The organism is Endozoicomonas sp. ALC020 (assembly GCF_049275935.1).
Taxonomy (GTDB): domain Bacteria; phylum Pseudomonadota; class Gammaproteobacteria; order Pseudomonadales; family Endozoicomonadaceae; genus Endozoicomonas_A.
The window spans coordinates 5,910,012-5,931,911 of sequence record NZ_CP184830.1; the positions used below are offsets into that span (position 1 = coordinate 5,910,012).

15 protein-coding genes and 1 tRNA gene are annotated in these 21,900 nt (G+C 46.7%); 10 read left to right on the plus strand and 6 right to left on the minus strand.

Annotated features, from left to right (window positions below):
* Nucleotides 1-370 precede the first annotated feature (370 nt).
* The 5 genes from ACOJUO_RS21770 (at nucleotide 371) to ACOJUO_RS21790 (ending at nucleotide 7,563) form a co-directional block, all read left to right on the plus strand.
* Nucleotides 371-1,495, plus strand: coding sequence for a hypothetical protein (locus ACOJUO_RS21770; RefSeq protein ID WP_422138136.1), 1,125 nt, complete (start codon nucleotides 371-373; stop codon nucleotides 1,493-1,495).
* A gap of 244 nt (nucleotides 1,496-1,739) precedes the next feature.
* A complete protein-coding gene (locus ACOJUO_RS21775; protein WP_422138137.1) occupies nucleotides 1,740-2,894 on the plus strand; it encodes a hypothetical protein in 1,155 nt (384 codons plus the stop codon).
* Nucleotides 2,895-3,291: 397 nt separating this feature from the next.
* A complete protein-coding gene (locus ACOJUO_RS21780; protein WP_422134005.1) occupies nucleotides 3,292-4,509 on the plus strand; it encodes a hypothetical protein in 1,218 nt (405 codons plus the stop codon).
* Nucleotides 4,510-5,399: 890 nt separating this feature from the next.
* A complete protein-coding gene (locus ACOJUO_RS21785) occupies nucleotides 5,400-6,014 on the plus strand; it encodes a hypothetical protein (protein ID WP_422138138.1) in 615 nt (204 codons plus the stop codon).
* A 421-nt stretch (nucleotides 6,015-6,435) separates the two neighbouring features.
* Entirely contained in the window at nucleotides 6,436-7,563 is a 1,128-nt protein-coding gene (locus ACOJUO_RS21790; RefSeq protein ID WP_422134007.1) for a hypothetical protein, read from the plus strand.
* 236 nt (nucleotides 7,564-7,799) lie between these two features.
* On the opposite strand, the gene ACOJUO_RS21795 is transcribed toward ACOJUO_RS21790, so the two are convergent.
* Nucleotides 7,800-10,160 carry a DNA polymerase II gene (locus ACOJUO_RS21795; protein WP_422138139.1) on the minus strand — a complete coding sequence of 787 codons (2,361 nt, stop codon included), beginning with the start codon at nucleotides 10,158-10,160 and terminating at the stop codon, nucleotides 7,800-7,802.
* Nucleotides 10,161-10,869: 709 nt separating this feature from the next.
* Between ACOJUO_RS21795 and ACOJUO_RS21800 the strand changes: the two genes are divergently transcribed.
* The 5 genes from ACOJUO_RS21800 to maiA all read left to right on the plus strand — a co-directional run bounded on the left by ACOJUO_RS21800 (nucleotide 10,870) and on the right by maiA (nucleotide 17,715).
* Nucleotides 10,870-12,387: an IS1182 family transposase gene (locus tag ACOJUO_RS21800; RefSeq protein ID WP_422132798.1), complete on the plus strand. Its 1,518-nt coding sequence runs from the start codon at nucleotides 10,870-10,872 to the stop codon at nucleotides 12,385-12,387.
* 508 nt (nucleotides 12,388-12,895) lie between these two features.
* Nucleotides 12,896-14,104 (plus strand): hypothetical protein, encoded by a 1,209-nt coding sequence (locus tag ACOJUO_RS21805; RefSeq protein ID WP_422138140.1) that lies wholly within the window; start codon nucleotides 12,896-12,898, stop codon nucleotides 14,102-14,104.
* Nucleotides 14,105-14,364: 260 nt separating this feature from the next.
* On the plus strand, nucleotides 14,365-15,678 hold the full coding sequence (gene hmgA / locus ACOJUO_RS21810; protein ID WP_422134010.1) for a homogentisate 1,2-dioxygenase: 1,314 nt from the start codon (nucleotides 14,365-14,367) through the stop codon (nucleotides 15,676-15,678).
* A 92-nt stretch (nucleotides 15,679-15,770) separates the two neighbouring features.
* Nucleotides 15,771-17,081, plus strand: a complete 1,311-nt coding sequence (gene fahA / locus ACOJUO_RS21815) for a fumarylacetoacetase (protein WP_422138141.1) — start codon at nucleotides 15,771-15,773, stop codon at nucleotides 17,079-17,081.
* 4 nt (nucleotides 17,082-17,085) lie between these two features.
* The gene (gene maiA / locus ACOJUO_RS21820) at nucleotides 17,086-17,715 is read left to right on the plus strand and encodes a maleylacetoacetate isomerase (protein WP_422134012.1); all 630 of its coding nucleotides are present in this window, start codon (nucleotides 17,086-17,088) and stop codon (nucleotides 17,713-17,715) included.
* Between the two features lie 7 nt (nucleotides 17,716-17,722).
* Here the strand turns inward: maiA and ACOJUO_RS21825 are convergent, their stop codons facing one another.
* The 5 genes from ACOJUO_RS21825 to ACOJUO_RS21845 all read right to left on the minus strand — a co-directional run bounded on the left by ACOJUO_RS21825 (nucleotide 17,723) and on the right by ACOJUO_RS21845 (nucleotide 21,762).
* The gene (locus ACOJUO_RS21825; RefSeq protein WP_422138142.1) at nucleotides 17,723-19,582 is read right to left on the minus strand and encodes a DUF3857 domain-containing protein; all 1,860 of its coding nucleotides are present in this window, start codon (nucleotides 19,580-19,582) and stop codon (nucleotides 17,723-17,725) included.
* 163 nt (nucleotides 19,583-19,745) lie between these two features.
* On the minus strand, nucleotides 19,746-19,970 hold the full coding sequence (locus tag ACOJUO_RS21830) for a SecY-interacting protein Syd (RefSeq protein ID WP_422134014.1): 225 nt from the start codon (nucleotides 19,968-19,970) through the stop codon (nucleotides 19,746-19,748).
* 46 nt (nucleotides 19,971-20,016) lie between these two features.
* A complete protein-coding gene (locus ACOJUO_RS21835) occupies nucleotides 20,017-20,487 on the minus strand; it encodes a hypothetical protein (RefSeq protein ID WP_422134015.1) in 471 nt (156 codons plus the stop codon).
* A gap of 311 nt (nucleotides 20,488-20,798) precedes the next feature.
* Nucleotides 20,799-21,437 (minus strand): RING finger domain-containing protein, encoded by a 639-nt coding sequence (locus ACOJUO_RS21840; RefSeq protein WP_422134016.1) that lies wholly within the window; start codon nucleotides 21,435-21,437, stop codon nucleotides 20,799-20,801.
* Between the two features lie 248 nt (nucleotides 21,438-21,685).
* Nucleotides 21,686-21,762: transfer RNA gene (locus tag ACOJUO_RS21845), tRNA-Val, on the minus strand.
* Between the last annotated feature and the right edge of the window lie 138 nt (nucleotides 21,763-21,900).

Sequence of the window (21,900 nt, forward strand, 5' to 3'; positions counted from 1 at the left end):
AGATTCAACAGGAGTGAGCAGGTTCTGAACCTGCTCAAGTTGCTTTGAATGCTTCGGGAAGCAGCGGGTTGAGTTTAACTTTTCTCTTTGAATAACGAACCAACAAAAACACTCAACCACTTTTATTAATATTCCTCTCTAAAGCGCGGTGTATACATAGATCTGTCGCCCCTGAACCTCATAATGGATGCTATAAAAGAAACAGATTAATTCGGACAGTTAAGCTTTGACTGGTCTTATAACAAATCAGTTACTCCAATTAAGGACTTCAATAATGAAGACATTCGGTAAACTAACAATACTCTTCTCGTGCTTATTATTTTTATGTTCAGTCGCTCATTCAGGCAGATCAAAAGAAGAACAATTTAACTTGTTGAGCCACTACAATAATGCATCCTTAGTTGAAGATAGCCTGGAACTGGTGACCAGCAGTTCCAGGCTCGCAGTTTCTACTGTTATCAATTATGGATTCTGGTACAGCATCTGCAAATCACCCGAGCTGATATCTCCCCTTACGGGTCGCTTTGGCCTGTCAGGCTCTGACGAAAATGAGTTACAAGAGGTCAGATCATCTTTTTGTAACCAGCTTGCAGCCATTATCACCTCCACTGAGGTTGCCTTAGCCGGGCACATATCGCCCTGGCCCCTTGAGCTGCCATGGTGGCAGCCACTGCGGTTTGTAGGAACAGCATACGTTGGTTATCAAACATACACTAACCAGGATCCTTATCGTGTTGCGATAGTGACTTCGGCTTACTTTACCCATGAGGTAATGGCCAGAACCTTAGCCAGAGCCCTTACCATCCGAACTTTAAGGAATCAGGACACAGGCACAACACAATCGCTAAATTATGCCCGTATTGAATATAAATTGTTGTCATCAATCGCTGGCCTAATGGTCGGGGCAATAGTCTATAAAAAGATGCTCGACATAGGATTATCACCTGTGAAAGCAGCCTTTGCTTACATGATATCTGCTTCAATGATGAAGACAATATCAACATTAAGCTCTCTTTTAGTTCTTGACTCAGGCAGTGGTCATGCAGTTGTGGAAGAAGCAGTAACCATGGCAGCGGCCGGAACCGGGGCCATAGCGGGAACAATGGCTGTAGCCATAAGCGGAGCCATGGCTGTTTGGTGCAGATCAGATCTATTCTTGAAAGTAAACACACTTGTTACCATAACCCTGGCCGGTCCTGAATCTGAAATTGGACACATAGACAGTTTTATTGGACTTAAAGCCGAAGTCGGAATGACAGTCGGAGCCGTACTCTTGCAATTTCTATTGCAACAAAGCCGGGAACTGGACTCAAGGCATTTAATGAGAAACGTCGCTGTTACCCTGGCTCCTGCATTAACACTCGCTCTGATCAATGGCGTTTCAAACCATGCTGTTTTTGGTTATTCACTTGAAGAAAGTTTCACCGAAACAGCCCAGAACCAATGGAAGAAATTTCATGCTCCTTTGGATTACTTGTACACCTTGTTTCATTGACAGAGTGAAGTCAATCGCACTATCTTTGTCATACCTTTTACCATCAGCAAGTTGCATTGGACACTTTATTTCCTGAACCCGGGAACCACTCAATGGTTGGCGAAAATTCCATTGCTGTTCTATAAATAGGATCCTGAGAAAACAGGAAATGCTCGCAACACATCAGTTTCATTTACCCTGATTATGGACACGAAGAATGAAAATGTCCGTTAGACTAATACCATTATTTTCGTGCTTATTATCTTTGTGTTTGGTCGCTCATTCAAGCTTAACCAGAGAAGAGCAATTTAACTTATTAAGCCACTACAATAATAATGCATCGTTAGTCGAAGACAGCCTGAAACTGTTCAGTAGTGGTTCCGGGCTGGCCGTTTCCACCGTGATCAGTTACGGATTCTGGTACAGCCTTTGCAGATCACCCGAGCTGGTCTCTGCCCTTGCGGGTCGCTCTGATCCGTCTGGTACAGAGCAAAATGAGCTGCAAAAATTTAAATCACTTTTTTGTTATCAACTTGCAGCCGTTATCACTTCCACTGAGGTTGCATTGGCCGGACGCGTATCGGCCTGGCCCCTTGCGCTGGATTGGTGGCAGCCGCTGCGATTTCCGGGAACTGCATACGTTGGTTACAAAACATACACTACCTGCAATCCTCCTTTTCTTATGCCCGTTGTCACTGCGGCATACTTTACCCATGAGGTCGTTGTAAGAACGGTAGCCGGAACCTATGCCATCCAGGCTTTAAGGCAGCAGGACAGAGGCACGAGCCAACCTTTGGATTATGTCCGTAGTGAATATACTTTGTTGTCATCAATGGCGGGTCTGATGGTCGGGGTAGTAGTCTACGACGCTATGCTCGCCGGAGGTTTTACAACGGCGCAAGCGATCGGTGCTTACCTGATATCGTCTGAATTGACAAAGAGAATATTTACAAGAAGCTCTTTTTCAACACTTAATTCAGACGATACTGATAGAATCGAGGCAGGGGCAGAAGCACTGGCCGAAGCCGGAGCCATAGCTGGATCATTAGCTGCAGCCATGGCCGCAGCCATAATGATGTCTGCTGAGCGCTCAAATTTAATCTTCGAAGGAATCACACTTGTCACTCTGGTCTCAGCCGTCCCCATAGTTCCGGAAGTCTGTGTTGGAGCCTTCGTCGGATTGCTAGCCGGAACACAAATCATTGGACTTATGATGCTGCAACACTCACAACTGGACCCAAAACATTTATTGAAAAACATCGCTCCTCTGGGTCCTGCACTGGCAATCGCTGCGATCAATGGTTTTTCAAACCATCGTGTTTATGGTTACTCACTTGAAGAAAGTTTCACCGAAACAGTCCGTAAACAATGGAAGAAGTTTCATGCTCCTTTGGATTATCTGTACACCTTGTTTAATTGACAAATAGTTAGATGCGAGAGACAGCTAATTAGATTTTAGCTCGTGTGTCGCTGAGCAATTTCCGCTAGGAGCCTGACCGAGAATAGCGCCCGTAGCGAGGACGGCAGAAAATTGAGGATGAAAATTCGGTTTTGTGAGGAGAATAGCGAGCTATTTGACGAACAAAAGCGGATTTTCAGACCAATTTGCTGCCGCCGCAGTAGGGTAGTCTATTCTCGGTCAGGCTCCTAGTGAATGCCGAAAATAAACAAGAATAGTGAACAACTAATGCCGTGTAAGCCCCAAAGGGCCAGGAAGATACCGGATGCTATAAAAGAAACAGGTTAATTCTGGTAGTTAAGGTTTGACTGGTCATTTGCTTATCACAAATCATTTACCCTGATTAAGGACTTCAATAATGAAAACTTCCGGTCAACTAACAACGCTGTTCTCGTGCTTGTTATTTTTATGTTCAGTCGCTCATTCAGGTATATCAAGAGAAGAACAATTTAAATTACTGAGCCACTACAGTAATACATCGTTAGTTGAAGACAGCCTGAAACTGGCAACCAGCAGCTCCGGCCTGGCCATTTCCACTGTGATCAATTATGGATTATGGTACGGCATCTGCAAATCACCCGAGGTGGTCTCTGCCCTTGCAGGTCGCTTTGATCTGTCAGGCACAGAGCAAAATGAGCTACAAGAGGTCAAATCATCTTTTTGTAATCAACTCGCAGCCGTTATCACTTCCACCGAGGTCGCTTTAGCCGGGCACGTATCACCCTGGCACCTTAAGCATCCCTGGTGGCAGACATTGCGGTATGCCGGAACAGCCTACAGTGGTTATGCAGCATACACTAACCGCAATCCTTATCTTATACCCATAGTGGCTGCGGGTTACTTTACCCATGAGGTAGTGGCAAGAAGGGTAGCCGGAGCCACTGCTATCCGGAGCTTGAGGTATCAGGACAGAAGCACAACCCAACCTCTGGATTATGCACAAAGTGAATATTCCATGTTGTCAGCAGTTGCTGGCATGATGGTCGGGTCGATAGTCTATGACATGATGATCGCCAGAGATGTCTCACGCGCAAAAGCAATCTTTGCTTACATAATATCCCACGTATTGGTAGAGGGATTATCAACAATAAACCCTCTTTCAAAATACAATTCAAACGGTGTTGCCAGCGTTTGGACAGAAGCAGGAGCAGATGTCCTGGCTGGAACAGGAGTCGGAGCCTTGGCTGGATCATGGGCTACAGCCATATCCGGAGGCGTAAGGGTCGCGCACACATCTGATCTATTACCGAGCGCCGCCATAGTAGTTTACACCGCGATTTTGGTTTCTCCTTATTCTAGAGGAAGGGACACCATTGTTGGAATGGTGGGAGGATTGATGGCCGGAAACCTGGTCTTGGCTCTTCTCAGTCATCAACGCTCAGCACTGGACTCAGGTCATTTATTGAAAAACGTTGCTCTTACTCTGGCTCCCGCATTGACTCTCGCTCTGATCAATGGCTTTTCAAACAATGCGATTTATGGTTACTCACTTGAAGAAAGTTTCAACGAAACAGTCCGTAACCAATGGAAGAAGTTTCATGCTCCTTTGGATTATCTGTACACCTTGTTTAATTGACAAATAGTTAGATGCGAGAGACAGCCAGTTAGATTTCAGCTCGTGTATCGCTGATACAATTTCCGCTAGTGAATGGCGAAAATTCAATCGTTGCACTATAAAATCTTCACGAAACGTTACAGGGCGAGACACAACAAAGACCACCCAAAAGACGGCATATATTAAGCATCTGTCGCCCTTAAGCCTAATGCTGGAAGCTATAAAAGAAACAGGTTAATTCTGGTAGTTAAGTTTTGACTGGTCATTTGCTTATCACAAATCATTTACCCTGATTAGGGACTTCAATAATGAAAATATCCGGTCAACTAACAACGCTGTTCTCTTGCTTGTTATTTTTATGTTCAGCCGCTCATTCAGGCACATCAAAAGAAGAACAATTTAAATTGTTGAGCCACTACAGTAATACATCGTTGTTTGAAGACAGCCTGAAGCTGGCAACCAGCAGCTCCGGCCTGGCCATTTCCACTGTGATCAATTATGGATTATGGTACGGCATCTTGTGCAAATCACCTGAGCTGGTCTCTTCCCTCACGGGTCGCCCTGGCCTGAATCTCCCAGAGCGAAATGAGTTCCAGGAGCTCAAATCTTCTTTTTGTCATCAACTCGCAGCCGTCACCACCTCCACTGAGGTTGCATTAGCAGGTCAGGTATCGCTTTGGCCCCTTAAGCGGCCCTGGTGGCGGCCACTGCGATTTGTTGGAACCGCATACACTGGTTATTTAGCATACACAAAATGCGACACTCGTTTTATACCCATAATGACTGCGACTTACTTTACCCATGAAATAGTGGCGAGAACGGTAGCCGGAGCTACGACTACACTGGCTTTAAGGACCCTGGACAGACCTCCAATCCAACCCGAAAATTATACCTGCAGTGAATATGCCTTAGTGAAATCAATCACCTGCGTGATGTTTGGAGCAATGTTTTATCGCCAGTTTCTCGCCGCAGGCTCTTCAACGGGTAAAGCCATCTCTGCTTATCTTGCGTTTTCTGCATTGATAGAATTATTACTACCCGAAAGCCATTTTTCAGCTTCTAATTCAGGCGGTGCCCATGCATTCGAGCTGGAAGCAGACGCAGAAACCTTAGCCGGCGCCTTGGCTGGATCAATGGCCCTAGCCTTGACCGGAGCCTTCTATGCTGGATTCTTTGACCTGACATTGTCCACAGTCGTAGTGGGTTATATGACCTTGTCACTCAGTAAAACTGAATTTTTATCCGGAGTTGAAGACGAAGTCCTACTTGGAGCTATGGCCGGAGCTGGAACCGGACTCACAGTCCTGATAATTCTGTTTAAACAAAGCTTAGAGCTGGACTCAAACCATTTATTAAGAAACATTGCTATTACCCTGTATCCTGCACTGACAATCGTCCTGATCAATGGCATTTCAAACTATGCGGTTTACGGTTACTCACTTGAGGACACTTTGACCGAAACAACTCGTAACCAATGGAAGAAATTTCATGCTCCTTTGGATTATTTGTACACCTTGTTTAATTAACAAATGGTTAGGTTAGATGCGAGAGACTAGTTTATTTCGTGAATCGCCAAACAATGACCGTTACTGAATAGCGAAAGTTCATTTGCTGTACTATAAATTCTCCCGTAAACAATAAAAGGTCAGGCACTGCAGCCTCCTGTATATACTGAACGAGCTCTCGTATCTGCAAAGACCAGCCAAATGCGGCCGTATATTAAGCATCTGTCACCCTTGAACCTCATTATGGATGCTATAAAAAACAAGCAGATTAATTCTGACAGTTAAGGTTTGACTGGTCATTTGCTTTATAGCAAATCAGATACCCTGATTATGGATTTCAATAATGAAAATATCCGGTCAACTAACAGCGCTTTTCTCGTGCTTATTATTTTTATGTTCAGTCGCTCATTCAGGCCTATCAAAAGAAGAACAATTTAAATTATTGAGCCACTACAGTAATACATCGTTGGTTGAAGACAGCCTGAAGCTGGCAACCAGCAGCTCCGGCCTGGCCATTTCCACCGTGATCAATTATGGATTCTGGTACGGCATCTGCAAATCACCCGAGGTGGTCTCTGCCCTTGCAGGTCGCTTTGATCTGTCGTGCACAGAGCAAAATGAGCTACAAGAGGTCAAATCATCTTTTTGTAATCAACTCGCAGCCGTTATCACTTCCACCGAGGTCGCTTTAGCCGGGCACGTATCATCCTGGCCACTTAAGCAACCCTGGTGGCAGACATTGCGATATGCCGGAACAGCCTACAGTGGATATGCAGCATACACTAACAGCAATCCTTATCTTATGCCCATAGTGACTGCGAGTTACTTTACCCATGAGGTAGTAGCAAGAACGGTAGCCGGAGCCACTGCTATCCGGAGCTCAAGGTATCAGGACAGAAGCACAACCCATCCTCTGGATTATGCTGAAAGTGAATATTCCATGTTGTCATCAGTCGCTGCCATGACGGTCGGGTCGATAGTCTATGACATGATGATCGCCAGAGATGGCTCACACGCAAAAGCAATCTTTGGTTACATAATATCCCACGCATTGGTAGAGGGATTATCAGCAATAAGCCCTCTTTCAAGATACAATTCAAACTGTGATGATAGCGTCTGGACAGAAGCAGAAGCAGGAGCAGATGTCTTGGCTGGAACAGGAGTCGGAGCCTTGGCTGGATCATGGGCTACAGCCATATCCGGAGGCGTAAGGGCCGCGCACATATCAAAAGATCTATTACCGAGCATCGCCATGGTAGTTTACACCGCGATTTTGATTTCTCCTTGTACCAGAGGAAGGGACATCACTGATGGAATGGTGGGAGGATTGATGGCCGGAAACCTGGTCTTGGCTCTTCTCAGTCATCAACGCTCAGCACTGGACTCAGGTCATTTATTGAAAAACGTTGCTCTTACTCTGGCTCCCGCATTGACTCTCGCTTTGATCAATGGCTTTTCAAACAATGCGGTTTATGGCTACTCACTTGAAGAAAGTTTCACCGAAACAGTCCGTAACCAATGGAAGAAATTTCATAATCCTTTGGATTATTTGTGTACCTTGTTTAACTGACAGGCAGTTTAGGCGAGCGACGACCTAAGTACCTGGCCAGTTGGTTTCGCATATTCTGGCGAGTGGATTTTTTCATCCTTCAAGGCGCAACGACGGGCGCGTAGCCATAGCTACGCAACCAGAGTTGGAACGCAGAAGGGTGGAAAAAGCCGCCGTCCAGAATATGCGAAACCAACTGGTTAGGTACTTATGGGTGATGATGGTTAAGGCCCAGTCTGGCACGACGGGTTGAACCGTCAAAACAGTCCCATCTGTTCGTCAATCAAGGTATTAAAATCAAGATTTATAAACGGAAGAACACCCTCTGCCACCGGCTTTAGCTGCTTGTCGATGTAATGTTGATAATCAATGGGGCTGGTGCGATATTCCAGCGGCTCAGGGCCGTTGACGGTGATCAGGTATTGAATCCAGCCTTTTCGCTGGTACTTTAATGGTTTTCCCAGTGACTGATTGATCTCATCGGCTTTTCTGGCCGCCCTGACCTGAGGAGGAATGTGTTTAACATAGTCCCTGAGATTACGCCGCAGTCGCTTTCGGTACACCAGTTTGTCATCCCACTCTCCGGCCAGTGTTTTCTGCACAGTCTCCCTGACCAGGTTTACCGGAGATTGATCGTTAAACACCAACGAGAACAGCTCTGTTTGAAAATATTTTGCCAGTGCCGTCCAGTCAGAACGGACCGTTTCCAGTCCCTTGAATACCAGTTGCTGCCCGCTGGCAGTGGCTGTAATGCCGGCGTAGCGTTTTTTACTGCCGGTATCCGCGCCACGAATGGTCGGCATCAGAAACCTTCGGTAACAGGTTTCAAACTCAAGCTCCAGTGCCGAGTCCAGTTGATAATCCTCTTCTAATTTGGCTGTCCAGCGTTCATTAATCAGCCGCTCCAGTTCTTTCCCGGTGGACCTGGCCTGTTCATCGGAATAGGCTTCATTCAGGAGCACGAACGTAGAATCGGTATCGCCATAAATCACCTGATAGCCCTGCTCTTCTATCCAGCGGGCCGTCTGCTGCATGATTTCATGCCCTCGCAGGGTAATGGAGCTGGCCAGCCGGGTATCGTAGAAACGACATCCGCCTGAGCCCAGCACGCCATAAAAGGAATTCATAATAATCTTCAGCGCCTGGGAGCGGGCAGCATCCTTTTGCTTCTTGGCTTCATCCCGTTGGGCCCAGAAATAAGCAATGATATCTGGAAGAAAATGCCGGTCACGGGAGAACAGGCCGCCACGAAAACCGGGAATCGCCCCTTCTGGTTTCTGCAAACCTTCCACCAGTCCCAGTGGATCGATTTTGAAGGTTCTGATGATCGAAGGATAAAGGCTCTTGAAATCCAGAACGATGACATTGCGATAGAGTCCGGGAATGGAATCCATAACATACCCCCCCGGACTGGCCAGCCCTCCGCCTTCCGGTAAATTCGGAGCCACATAACCGGCCCTGTGCAAACGGGGCATATAAAGATTGGTGAATGCCTGGACTGAGCCACCCATGCGATCAAGCTCCAGCCCGGTCAGATGACTGCGTAATCTCAGGTAATCAAGGATGTTGGTGTGTTGAAAAATCTCTGCAACCAGTCGGCAGTCCTGCAGGTTGTAACGGGCCAGTTTTTCCTTGTTATGGTGAAAGTCATGATTAATGATAGCCATCCGGTTATCTACGTCTTCTGTCGCCTTACCTTTGCCCAGAAGCGTCTGTGCCACAAACTCCAGACTAAAGCTGTCAAACTGATAAGTGGCCGCCTTTAATGCCTCAATGCCGTCAATGACCATTCGACCCGGCAGGGTAATAAACCCCTGCCCACTATCACCCCTGCGACTTCTCCAGCTGGCTGCCTGTTGCCCCCTGCCCAGTTTCAACGACATGCCATGGCGTTCTGCCCGTTTAAGCAGCAGCCGAAAATCAAAATTAATGACATTCCAGCCAATCACTATGTCGGGGTCCAGAGTTCCGAGCGTCACTTCAAGTGCCTCCAGAAGCGCTCTCTCATCAGCAACCCAATGTATCCAGTCAACCGGCTCCTGATCGCCCACCATGATGACCCGTTGAAAGTCCCCGGCCAAAAGTCCAATGGAGTAAAGTTCACCTCGCTCGGAACATTCAATATCCAGGGAGACCACCTTGAAGTCGGGATTAAACTCAGCAGGACGAATTCGCACCTTGCGGTATTCCTGATAGCCTGACTTCTGCACCAAATCACCCGTGAATGCCATGCCACCGTAAACAAAACGCTCCATCAGAAACCGGTCTGCCAGCCTGACATCGGCTTCCAGTAACTCTATGCCTCTGGTACGAAAATAATCATGCACCTGGAACGATTGGTTCACGTTTTGACTATAAAGGGCGGTGACTGGCTCATGACGAAAGTTCTTCAGAGGTAAAGGCTTTGCCTCAATCGTTGGATAACTCCTGAAAAACTCACTCTTTAGCGGCTCAAACCTCGAGGAAACAACAAAACAGACGGGACGCTCCCCTTCAACCACCAGCTTTGCAGGACCATCATCAGTGACAACCCACAAAACAACTTCCGTCTGTCCTCTGCGGTCCTGGCTATGTCGGCTAAGAAGAAAGCCTTTGCGTACAGGCTGGGTATTTGGCAAGTCAGTTCTCAAACGTTGTCTATTCGGTCAATCAGATTCTGAGAGATATTAACATTGCCGCAATATCTCCGGGAGAGGAAAAATTGGTCATCTGTACGAATAATACCCATCGTGCTTTCTAACTCCCATGATGAGCATGGAGATTTCAGCCTTAAGACAAGGCGACGATCGCCAACGCAGGATTTAGGCTCAAATCTTCAGCGCAACAGGGAGTTAGAAAGCTCGATTGGTATAAACTCTCAGGACTGGCTAAAAATGGAGAAACCTCAAGCTTTGCAGCGACCTCTAAGAATACGGGGTTATACACTCACTCGATGAATCTAATAAATGGCGAAAATTCCACTGCTGAACTATAAACTCCCGTGGAAACAGCAAAGTCCAGAGGGCTGGGGCCTGGTGATAGCTTCCTCTGTGAACTGGTCAGGTATACACAACTGCAAAAAACAACCACAAAAAAGCAGTTATACCAATCGTGCTTTCTAGGAGCCTGACCGAGAATAGACTGCCCTACTGCGGCGGCAGCAAATTGGTCTGAAAATCCGCTTTTGTTCGTCAAATAGCTCGCTATTCTCCTTACAAAACCGAATTTTCATCCTCAATTTTCTGCCGTCCTCGCTACGGGCGCTATTCTCGGTCAGGCTCCTAGGAGCCTGACCGAGAATAGGCTTATCTGTTATGATAAGCCTTAAACCAACTCTGATTATGCCAAATGTCACCACCACCAAAGTTTAAGGACAGTCCTGTTGAGTTTGATCAGCATCTGCTGTTCCCAACCAACGTTTTCGATTTGCTTCCCAAAGATCATGATTGTTTTATTTATGAAAGCATTTTTCAGAACATTAATACGTCTGAAGTCGAAAAAAAATATCACCACCTTGGTCAGCACGCATACCCTCCAAAGCTCATTGTCGCTATTCTGATCTACGCATACAGCCATGGTGTTTTCAGTTCCCGTGAGATTGAGCGACGGTGTCGACAAGACTTGGCGTTCATGTATATCTCACAAATGAACTGCCCGAATTTCAGGGTTCTTGGTGACTTTCGTAAGGATAATCTGTCGTTTTTCCATGACTGCTTCAAACAGTCAGTCAAACTGGCCATTGAACTCAAAATGGCATCACTGGGTCATATCAGCCTGGACGGCTCCAAGTTCAAAGCCAACAGCTCAAAACACAAGGCCATGAGCTACGGGAGGCTCAAAGCGAAAGAGGCAGAACTCAGTGCCGAAGTGGATGAGCTGATCAAAAAAGCCAGTCAGTGTGATCAGGAAGAAGATGACGCCTACAAAGCAACCAATGGTTACAGCATTCCTGAAGACCTCCAGTTTAAAGAAGAGCGCCTGAAAAAAATCAAAGAGGCCAAGAAAGCACTTGAAGAACGTGAAAAAGCTTTAAATCCAGACAAACCAATAGACGACAAAAAGCAGATCAGTTTTGCAGATCACGATGCCCGCGTGATGAGCAAGAAGGGGTATTGTGAGTACAGCTACAATGCTCAAATTACAGTTGATTCCGATAACCAGATCATTGTTGGCCAGCATGTCAGCCAACACGCCAACGATGTACAGGAAGTGGAGCCGGCGCTGAGGGCATTATCAGGAGCCACTGATGGCGCGGCTGTAGATAAGTGGAGTATGGATAATGGTTACTTTTCAGGGTCAAACTTACATACAGTCGAGCGACATGAGATTGATGCCTATATCGCAACCGACAAGGCGGAGAAGCCTGCCGCTGACGACCTTGAAAGCTCTGACAGGAAGTTTGTCAAAGCGGATTTTGCGTATGATTCCGAAGCTGATGTATTTATCTGTCCGGCAGGGGAAAAGCTGGTAACGAACCCGGCCAGCAAAAGCAAAAGAAAAAGCTACCGGGCAAACAAGACGGTATGCAGGGAATGCCCTTATCGTCGGAATTGCAGTGATTCAAAGAAAGAGGCTGGCAGGGTTATCCGTACCGATAAGTTTGAAAAAGCACGTCAGGCTATGAATAAGAAAATGGAGACAGCCGGTGCGAAAGCCATATATGAGCGTCGTAAAGTTATTGCGGAGCCACCATTTGGACAGATAAAAGAATCTGGTTTCCGAGGGTTCAGTCTCCGCGGCAAAGAAAAAGTTTCAGCGGAATTTTCACTGGTATGCACTGCGCATAATATCAAAAAATTTGTAAAAGCGGCTTCCACGAGGTCAATCCGTCTTGAAGATTTGAAAGAGGCTAAAAAGGCAGCATAGAGGCTGTGAGAAGGCATAAATATGCAAAAATGAGCAAAATCCCACTAATAATTGGATATTTTTTGCTCATTTTAAGATTTGGGAAAACTTCTGTTGGTCTGGTTGCGCTATTCTCGGTCAGGCTCCTAGCAGCCTGTCGGACTTAAGCGTCCGTAGCGAGGATTGCAAGAAATTGAGGATAAAAATCTCTGTTTCTGAGGAGAATAGCGAGCTATTTGACGAAGAAACAGGGATTTTTAGACCAATTTATTGCAACCGCAGTAGGACAGTCTTAAGTCCGACAGGCTGCTAGCTCCCGTGATGAGCATGGAGATTTGAGCCTTAAAACAAGGCGGCGTGAGGAGTCTTAGCCTTAGCTATGGCGACGATCGCCAACGCAGGATTAAGGCTCAATTCTTCAGCGCAATAGGGAGTTAGAAAGTTCGTTTGGTACTAATTCCCGGTACGAAAAGGTTCAGCCTGACATTTCCTGACAATAAATCAGTTACCCCAATTAAGGATATGAACAATGGAAACACTGTGTAAGATATCAGCACTGTTGTCGTGCTTGTTATCTATAGGTTCAGTCGCTCATTCAGATCTATCGAAAGAAGAACAATTTAACTTATTGAGCCATTACAATAATGCTTCGTTAGTTGAAGATAGCCTGAAACTGGTCAGTAGCAGTTCCGGGCTGGCCGTTTCCACTTTGATCAATTACGGATTCTGGTACGGCATCTGCAGATCACCCGAGCTGGTATCTACCCTCACAGGCCGATCTGGCCTGTCTGGCACACAGCAAAATGAGTTACAAGAGGTCAAATCATCTTTTTGTAATCAACTGGCAGCCGTTATTACCTCCACTGAGGTTGCTTTAGTCGGACACGTATCGCCGTACTGGTCCCTTCGCCGGCCCCTGTGGCAACCGCTGCGATATGTAGGAACAGGATTCGTTGGTTTCAGAGCATACACGACTGACGACCCTTATTTTATACCCATAACAATCGCATACTTTACCCATGAGGTAATGGCAAGAACAGTAGCCGAAGCTGAGACCATAAAGGATTTAAGGGACCGTGACATTCGTTCAATCAAGCCTGAAAAAATTACCCTTCTTGAATATGCCATCTTGAAATCCATCACAGGCTTGATGGTCGGGGCAATAGTTTATGAGCGGTTGGCCGCCAGAGGCTCTACTCTTAATGCAATCTTTGCTTATGTGCTGTCTAACTTGATGGCACATTCAGTGATGTCAAAAATCTATATGTCAACATATAATTCAGACGATGCTCATGCAGTCGAGGTGGAAGCAGGAGCAAAAGCTTTGACCGCAACCAAAGAATTAGCCGGAACAAGGGCCGTTGCCACAATCGGAGCCATCGGAGCAGTAGCTTTCTGGATCTCTGACCCAGTCTTGTCCGTTATCGCATTCTATACTCTGGCCTTCTCTCTAGGAAAAATTGAAACCAGTATCCCGCATTCAGGTGATTGCGGAAGTACAGTCGGGGCCGTCGTCATGTTTCTTCTGTCGAGTCAAAAATCAAACCTGGACTCAAACCATTTATTGAAAAACGTCGCTTTTACCCTGGTTCCTGCATTGACAATCGCTCTGATCAATGGCGTTTCAAACAATGCTGTTTATGGTTACTCACTTGAAGAAAGTTTCACCGAAACAGTCCGTAACCAATGGCAGAAACTCTATGCCCCTTTGGATTATTTGCACACCTTGTTTAATTGACCTGTTGCACACACGACTTCTGTCGTCATGAAGGTAAGCCGTGGAGAGAAAAGCTCACAGGACTTGTGATAAAGAGAGAGCCCTGAAGGAGCCGGATTTAACACTGTCGCAGCAGCGCCGGGAGATTAAAAATCCAGAATCCTTATGGACAAACTCTCAGGACTGGCTAAAAATGGAAACAATTCAGGACCTCGACAAACAGCTTTCATCCTTACCCGGCAATTAGGCTTGGAAATAAGAAAAACGATAGGTTCAGTTTGATGACATTACCTGACGATCTTGAATACCAGACGGGCTTTGGTAACGAACACGAAACAGAGGCATTACCCGGTGCCCTGCCCAAGGCCTGCTTCAACCCTCAGAAAGTGGCTTACGGGCTCTATTGTGAACAGTTTTCCTCCACGGCCTTCACAGCCCCCAAACACCAGAACCGCCGGACCTGGACTTATCGAATCCGCCCCTCTGTTGTTCAGGGAGACTTCCAGCCCTGGGAGAACAATCCCCTGCTGGAAACCGCCCCCCTGACAGACCTGCCGCCTGTGCCAAGTCCGCTTCGTTGGGACCCACTGCCCGCTCCGAAACAACCGACTGATTTTATCAGTGGTCTGACTACCCTTGCGGCTAATGGTAAAGCCATTACACAGATCGGTAGTGCCATTCATCTGTACGCCGCTAACCAGAGCATGGAAAAGCGTTTTTTTTATAATGCCGATGGCGAGCTGCTGATTGTGCCACAGTCAGGCGCTCTGATGATCTGTACCGAACTGGGTCGATTACAGGTTAGCCCGGGAGATATCGCCGTGATTCCGCGAGGTATGAAATTCAGAGTGGATCTTCTGGAGAGTCAGGCCAGTGGTTATCTCTGCGAAAACTATGGAGCCCCTCTGACACTGCCGGAACGCGGCCCGGCAGGCGCCAATGGCTTCGCCAATGACCGGGATTTCCAATACCCCGTTGCCTGGTATGAAGACGAAGAAGGTAACTTCGAACTGATCGCTAAATTTGCTGGTCACCTTTATGCCTGTGAGCTCGATCACTCACCCCTGGATGTCGTTGCCTGGGTGGGAACTTCGGCACCCTATAAATACGAGCTGTCCCGTTTCAATGTCATCAATACGGTGAGCTATGACCATCCGGACCCCTCTATCTTTACGGTTCTGACCTCCCAATCTCACTCACCCGGCGTAGCCAACCTGGATTTTGTCATCTTCCCTCCCCGCTGGATGGTGGCTGAAAACACCTTCCGCCCCCCTTGGTATCACCGCAATATTATGAGTGAGTTTATGGGGCTGATTCAGGGTGTTTACGACGCCAAGGAAAAAGGGTTTGTACCCGGTGGCAGCAGTCTGCATAACTGTATGTCACCCCACGGTCCCGAGGCGGAGGTATTCAGGAAAGCCAGCGAAGCGGAGCTGAAGCCCGTGCGTTATGAAAACACTCTGGCGTTCATGTTTGAATCCCGATATGTCTACGTACCCTCAAAATTTGCCATGGAGAGCAACCTGCGACAAAAAGACTATCTTAAATGCTGGTCTGGCCTGAAGAAGCATTTTGATCCCAGTCAGAAGCCTTAAGTCAGACAGTCATTAACAACAAAAATCACGCGTGCCAGATAGGCTGTTTGCAGTTGCTGGTACCCTGCTTCTTGATGCATTCAGGATGACCAATGATTTCAATGAACGAGACCCATGACGTTAATCTAACCAGCTGGGTAATTTGTGCCAACAAATTGGATGCCGACTTTACCATTCAGAATCTGCCTTTTGCTGTTTTTCGCACAGGCAGTGAGCCTTTCCGCTGTGGCGTAGCCATTGGCAACCAGATTCTGGACCTGAAGGCAACGGACGCACTGAAGCCATTTGACGGCAAGGCAGCCGTGGCACTGACAGCCTGTGCCCAGGAAAATTTAACGCCCCTGATGGAGTTGGGCTTTGAATACTGGAGCGCTCTCAGGCTCAGCCTGTCCAGAGCACTGAGAACAGGCTCGGAACTGGAGAGCCAACTGAAGCCCTGTCTGATCACCATGAACAAAGCCGAATTCGCCCTGCCCTGCCAGATTCGGGATTACACGGATTTCTATTCCTCTATCTATCACGCTACAGCCGTAGGTTCACTGTTCAGACCCGACAATCCTCTGCTACCCAACTATAAGTGGGTGCCCATTGGCTACCACGGCAGGGCCTCATCCATTGGGGTTTCAGGACAAACTTTTCACCGTCCGGTTGGTCAAACCAAAGCACCGGACGCAGAACAACCTTCCTTTGGTCCCTGTAAACGACTGGACTATGAGCTTGAAATGGGCATTTTCATCGGTCAGGGCAACCCTTTGGGTGACCCTATTGCGTTGGATAAGACCGATCAGCATGTATTTGGCCTGTGTCTTCTCAATGATTGGTCTGCACGAGACATTCAGGCCTGGGAATACCAGCCCCTGGGACCGTTTCTGGCCAAAAGCTTTGCCTCAACTATTTCGCCCTGGATTGTGACGCTGGAAGCACTGGCTCCGTATCGAACCGGTTACCTTCGTCCTGCCGATGATCCACAACCTCTGCCTTATTTGAGCTCGGAAGAAAACACTCGTCTGGGCGCTCTGGACATTCAGCTGGAAGTCCTCCTGCAAACACCCGCCATGAAAGGTTCTCAACAAAGCATGGAAAAGCTGTCTCAATCCAGCTTCAAACATTCTTACTGGAGTGTGGGCCAGATGGTGGCTCATCACGCCAGTAATGGTTGTAACCTGCAATCCGGCGATTTGCTGGGAACGGGTACCCAGTCAGGCCCCAGGCCAGAGGAAGCAGGCTCACTGCTGGAGCTGACCCGGGGTGGTAAGGAGGCTATAAACCTGACCAATGGTGAACAAAGAAGGTTCCTGCAGGACGGAGATACCGTGATCATGAGAGGCTGGTGCGAGAAAGAAGGCACGGCCAGAATAGGCTTTGGTGAAGTCTCGGCCACTCTTCTGCCAGCAAAGGGATAACACAATGAAGCTATACAGCTACTTCCGATCTTCAGCGGCTTACCGGGTCAGGATTGCCCTGAACCTGAAAGGGGTGGATTACGAACTGGTTCCGGTTAACCTGTTGAAGTCAGAACAGACAAAGGATAAATATAAAAACATTCAACCCCAGGGACTGGTACCGGCACTGGAAGTCGGCAATAACAGGCTGATTCAGTCCATGGCTATCATGGAATGGCTTGAAGAAACCTGTCCGGAACCAGCCATTATTCCCGGTGATGCCTGGCAGAAAGCCCGGATTCGAAGTCTGGCCAATATCATCAGCTGCGATATCCATCCTCTGAATAATCTGAGAACACTAAAATATCTGAAGTCAGAATTTGCAATCAGTGACGAGCAAAAAAACCAATGGTACCAGCACTGGATAAAAACAGGTTTTGATGCCTGTGAGCAGCAATTGGGGGATGACCCTTTCTGTATCGGAGACACCCCTACCCTGGCCGACATCTGTCTGATACCTCAGGTCTACAATGCCTTGCGGTTTAACGTGCCATTAAGGGATTATCCAAAAATCCAGAGGATCCACCAGCACTGTAATGAACTCAATGCATTTATTGATGCCAGTCCAGAGCAACAGCCTGACAGCACCTTATGATTGAAGCTCAGCGTCGCTTCAAAGCAATGACGGCACGGCGATCATTAATAGCCAGGTAGGCCAACCGCTCGAATTCAGGGTATTCACCGGGTTGATAGAGGTTTTTCTTAATGACGATCTGCCGCTTCACAACCAGAGTATTACCCTCCATCCTGTAATGACTGCTGTAAGTGCCGGCCTGATTATCCACCTTCAAATTTTCCGGAAGCCGGGTGACTTTATAATTTTTGGGGAGTTTCATTCGGTGCTCCCAATGATAATGCCGGGGTCCGACCGTAAACGGGTACTTGCGCTCTCCATCCACCAGATAGGTTCTCAGCGCCAGCACATCTTGAAAATCCAGCCCTGGTGCAGTGGTGATAAATCCTTCCTTGCCCAGTTCAAAAGCGTGAGGGCTGTGCCATTTACCCTTATAGGCGGGCTGTGTTTTCAGATCATAAGCAGACGCACCCTGAGAGATAGAGCCAAAACCGCCGATCAGGGTGTCCGCCAGCAGATTACTGGCCTTCCATTCACCGCTGCCACTGGCTGCCAGCAGCTCGCGAATCTCTTCTCCGATGGTTCCAGTCCCGGTGACTTTACTCTCTCCTCTCAAAAATCCATTCCCGGACAGCACCGACTGGTTTTTTACCCAATAACGGTTCTGATCCGGTTGCATGACGGGAAGAAATTGAGTTTCACCTTCAGGGCTGGCCAGCACCACTCGCTTGCCCGAAAGACTGTAATCCAGTGATCCGAATGGAGACAGGGGTGAAACGGGATTGAGCCAGGTGTTCATTTCAGGAATGTATAACAGCGCATGATTAAACTGCATGGAAGTCGGTACCGGCCAATCCTTATAGCTGTTATCCCAGCTGACCAATGCCGACTTTGACTCTATACCACGGGCTTTTAACAATGCCTGCAACAACAGAGCCTGATCTTTGCAGTCGCCATAACCATGAAGAAGAATCTCTTCCACCGGGTGAGGGACCAGCGTATCTTCAAGGTTGTAGCTCAGAGACAGGTAATTAATATTTTGGGCCACCCAGTTATAGATGAGTTCTGCCTCCTCCCGTGGATGCCTGGCTCCGCGGGTGATCTCTTCAGCCAACTGACGGATTTCTTCACTGTCAGCCTGTCTGTTCAGACTACTTTCGTAGTATATCTGGCCGATCTCTTCCCAGCTTTTCAGAGAGGTTATCGCAAACATGGGCAGCACATCATCCGGGCTGACCATATTTGGCTCCATCTCCTGATAAGGGAAGTTTTCAAGGCTGACCGTCAACTCTTTACGCTTGCCTTTCCAAAGTTCTTTAACAGAGAAATTGCCTCTGCTCCCCCATTTCATGGGTTTGTTTTCAGGCAGCACAATGGTAGCTGCCAATTTCTTTTGTTCCAGTTCCAATTCGGGTTGCAGCACCATGTTAAAGCCCATGGGGCTGTCCTTGTTCACCACATGCTCAAACTTCAGTTTCATGGTGCTGCCTGGTGTCAACCGGGAGAAAATCACCACGACTTCCCTGGAACGCCGCTCCTGATCACGCCCTCCCAGATCCTGTTCATAAATATTATCTTTTTCAACAGGGAACACCTTACCATCCGGATGGGTAATCGAAGCTTCCAGAACCTTCAGGGATTCATTCTCGGAAAAATAACTGTAGTGGTATTCCTGCAACTCCTCAGCACCTGCAGGAGTCAACACCTGATACTCAAAGGTTACAATACGGGTGTAACTCAGATCGTCGTTGATCTCTATATGATATTCCGCCAACAGACTGCGATAGTCCTGAACAGCTTCATCCGCCAGAACCAACCCCGAAATAACCAGCAACAAGAAAGACAGAAGAGCAGAACAAGCACGCATAAAATATCTCGAATCAGACATAACTCCCCCTTTAACAATTAATGGAACTTTCTAAAAATTAATGAAACTCACTCAATAACTTTGACCGTCAATATATAAAAAAGTTCAGGGCAGAGTGTATTTTTAAACACTGAAAGACATTGAAGCAGTCCTGGATTCCTTCGGTATCTGACATCAGAGCAACTCAAGAAACCTTATTGCACGCTGGCCGCTTTGCAAGGCTCAGCATTGTTAGAAACTGAGCCATATTGTCTGATACTTTGCAATGAAGTTTTTTACCAACTTTTTCCACCCAAACCTCACCGGTTTCATTATTCAGGGTAAGATTGATATCTTCCATATCAGTGACGACAAAAAACAGGGTCAGAGGCTGTCGGAGTGATAGTGCTGAACTTTCACCTTGTCTCAATTCGTTCCCATATTCTGGAGGCCGCCGTGCGCACCTGAACCAGTCGTCAGGTGCGAGTCAATTGCGGGAGAGCCTCTTTTAATCCAAGTGAGCTGTATACTTGTGAAGGGTCTATTGGGGAAGCAGGGTCAAATTTTATTAAGCTTTTGATCAATGTATTTAAAGAACCGCTTCCCCGCATTGTTTCATCTATGATTTTATCAAGTTCAACTTTATCTTTAAGCTTGTCATCAACCTGATAGCAGGCTTTGCATTTATAAGTAACACTCTCTTTGCACTCATGAGATTCTTTCAATTTACAATAAAGAACAATTAATCCGATATTTTTCATGATTTCATTTTTCTCGGCAGGAATGTCAAAACATGCACTGTTAAAGTCTATGAATTTCAAAACTCCCTGATTGAAAAAATACACGACATTATTATCAAAAAGATCCTTGTTTTGAATCCCATTTTTCAACATAAATTCAGCAGCTCTTGACAGGTTATCAATGATAAAATTTCTTGTCTTAAACAATTTGTCGGTATTCTGTCCACATTATATACCTGATAATTCAAATTCAATTTATAACATCAGAGCATTACTTCTCTTTAAAGTTCATTGGAAAATAAATGTTTTTCGATGTATTCAAAAACTCACTGAACTCTGAACTTATGTCACTCCAGACTATCTGACCAACTCATTTATAATCTCGTTGGCAATTCTTTGAGACGTCCCTTGGCATCAACACTCTCTGAACTGGTACTTTTGAACTAGTCATCATTTTTCGACACAAAGTATATATGAGTAGAAGATACAACAACAGGAGCAAGCTCTTATCTCAAAGCTTAAAGTCCGCTGGCCTGCGTTCTACCGCCATTCCCCAGGCTGCGGCCAATTTCAATCAACATATTTAGCCCTTCCGAGCGATTAAGGTCAGGGTCCTCCGGGTGCCTGTTAAATCTAAAGTTATCAGCTCCAATCAACACATTTAGCGCTTGCGAGTGATCAGTGTCAGGGTCCTCCGGATGCTGGATAGGTGTGAAGCTATAAGCTGCCATCAAGGCATCAACAGGTGAGTCCTCTTGCTGGATTGTCCTATCTTTGAGGGGAGTTCTACACAAAGGACATTGATCTCCACGCTGTAGCCAGGTTTCCAGACAAGATGTATGAAAATAATGGTTGCATTTGGTAACCGATACTTTTTTTCCTGCAAAACAGAATTTACAAATAGTACATTCGTCCTCTTGCATGTATTCAGTAGCGGGCTGGTAATATTGGCTAGAAGAGCTTGTGATTCTGTTCATAATATTTATTCCTGATCGGCTGATTGTGCTTGTTTGACTTGCGTTAACTCTTTCAGTTCCTTGGTCCCTGGTATTTTTTGTCGTTATTGAATAGCCGTAACCATTTAATCGGAGTTGTAACACCAATCGTGTTTTCCAACTCCCGTGGTGAGCATGAAGATATTGGACTTCTTCGTTCATGGCGTTCTCCAGGTTTCCGAGTCGGACCGGCAGAAAAACAGGGACCTGAAAGTAGCTATGTTCAGATGTACATGGGCCACTCAACTGGAAAAATGACGACGGAATACCAGGAAGGACACGAGATCAGATACGAGTCTGTAGAAGCTGAACTGAGCTTGGAAGGTTTGGAGATTTGATCGTTTTTTTACGACGCAAAAAAAGCCCACTGTAAAAAATGGGCTTTTCGTTGGTGAGATCAATCACTTATATGGTAGGCGGTACTGGAGTCGAACCAGCGACCTTTACGATGTCAACGTAACGCTCTAACCAGCTGAGCTAACCGCCTGAAGTTGCTGCGTATAGTATCAACGCTGCTGAAAAATGCAACCCCCGATTCCCGATTAATCTAAAAGAAAATCAGGCGCTTAGCTGAATATCAGCTTGGTTAAAATATGTACAAAACAGAGCATGGATATAGCTGAAA

Excerpts from the sequence above, each read along its gene's own strand:
- ACOJUO_RS21780 (WP_422134005.1), top strand. The coding sequence starts at position 3,292 with ATGAAAACTTCCGGTCAACTAACAACGCTGTTCTCGTGCTTGTTATTT.
- ACOJUO_RS21800 (WP_422132798.1), top strand. The coding sequence starts at position 10,870 with ATGTCACCACCACCAAAGTTTAAGGACAGTCCTGTTGAGTTTGATCAG.
- ACOJUO_RS21805 (WP_422138140.1), top strand. The coding sequence starts at position 12,896 with ATGGAAACACTGTGTAAGATATCAGCACTGTTGTCGTGCTTGTTATCT.
- hmgA (WP_422134010.1), top strand. The coding sequence starts at position 14,365 with ATGACATTACCTGACGATCTTGAATACCAGACGGGCTTTGGTAACGAA.
- fahA (WP_422138141.1), top strand. The coding sequence starts at position 15,771 with ATGATTTCAATGAACGAGACCCATGACGTTAATCTAACCAGCTGGGTA.
- maiA (WP_422134012.1), top strand. The coding sequence starts at position 17,086 with ATGAAGCTATACAGCTACTTCCGATCTTCAGCGGCTTACCGGGTCAGG.
- ACOJUO_RS21825 (WP_422138142.1), bottom strand. The coding sequence starts at position 19,582 with ATGTCTGATTCGAGATATTTTATGCGTGCTTGTTCTGCTCTTCTGTCT.
- ACOJUO_RS21840 (WP_422134016.1), bottom strand. The coding sequence starts at position 21,437 with ATGAACGAAGAAGTCCAATATCTTCATGCTCACCACGGGAGTTGGAAA.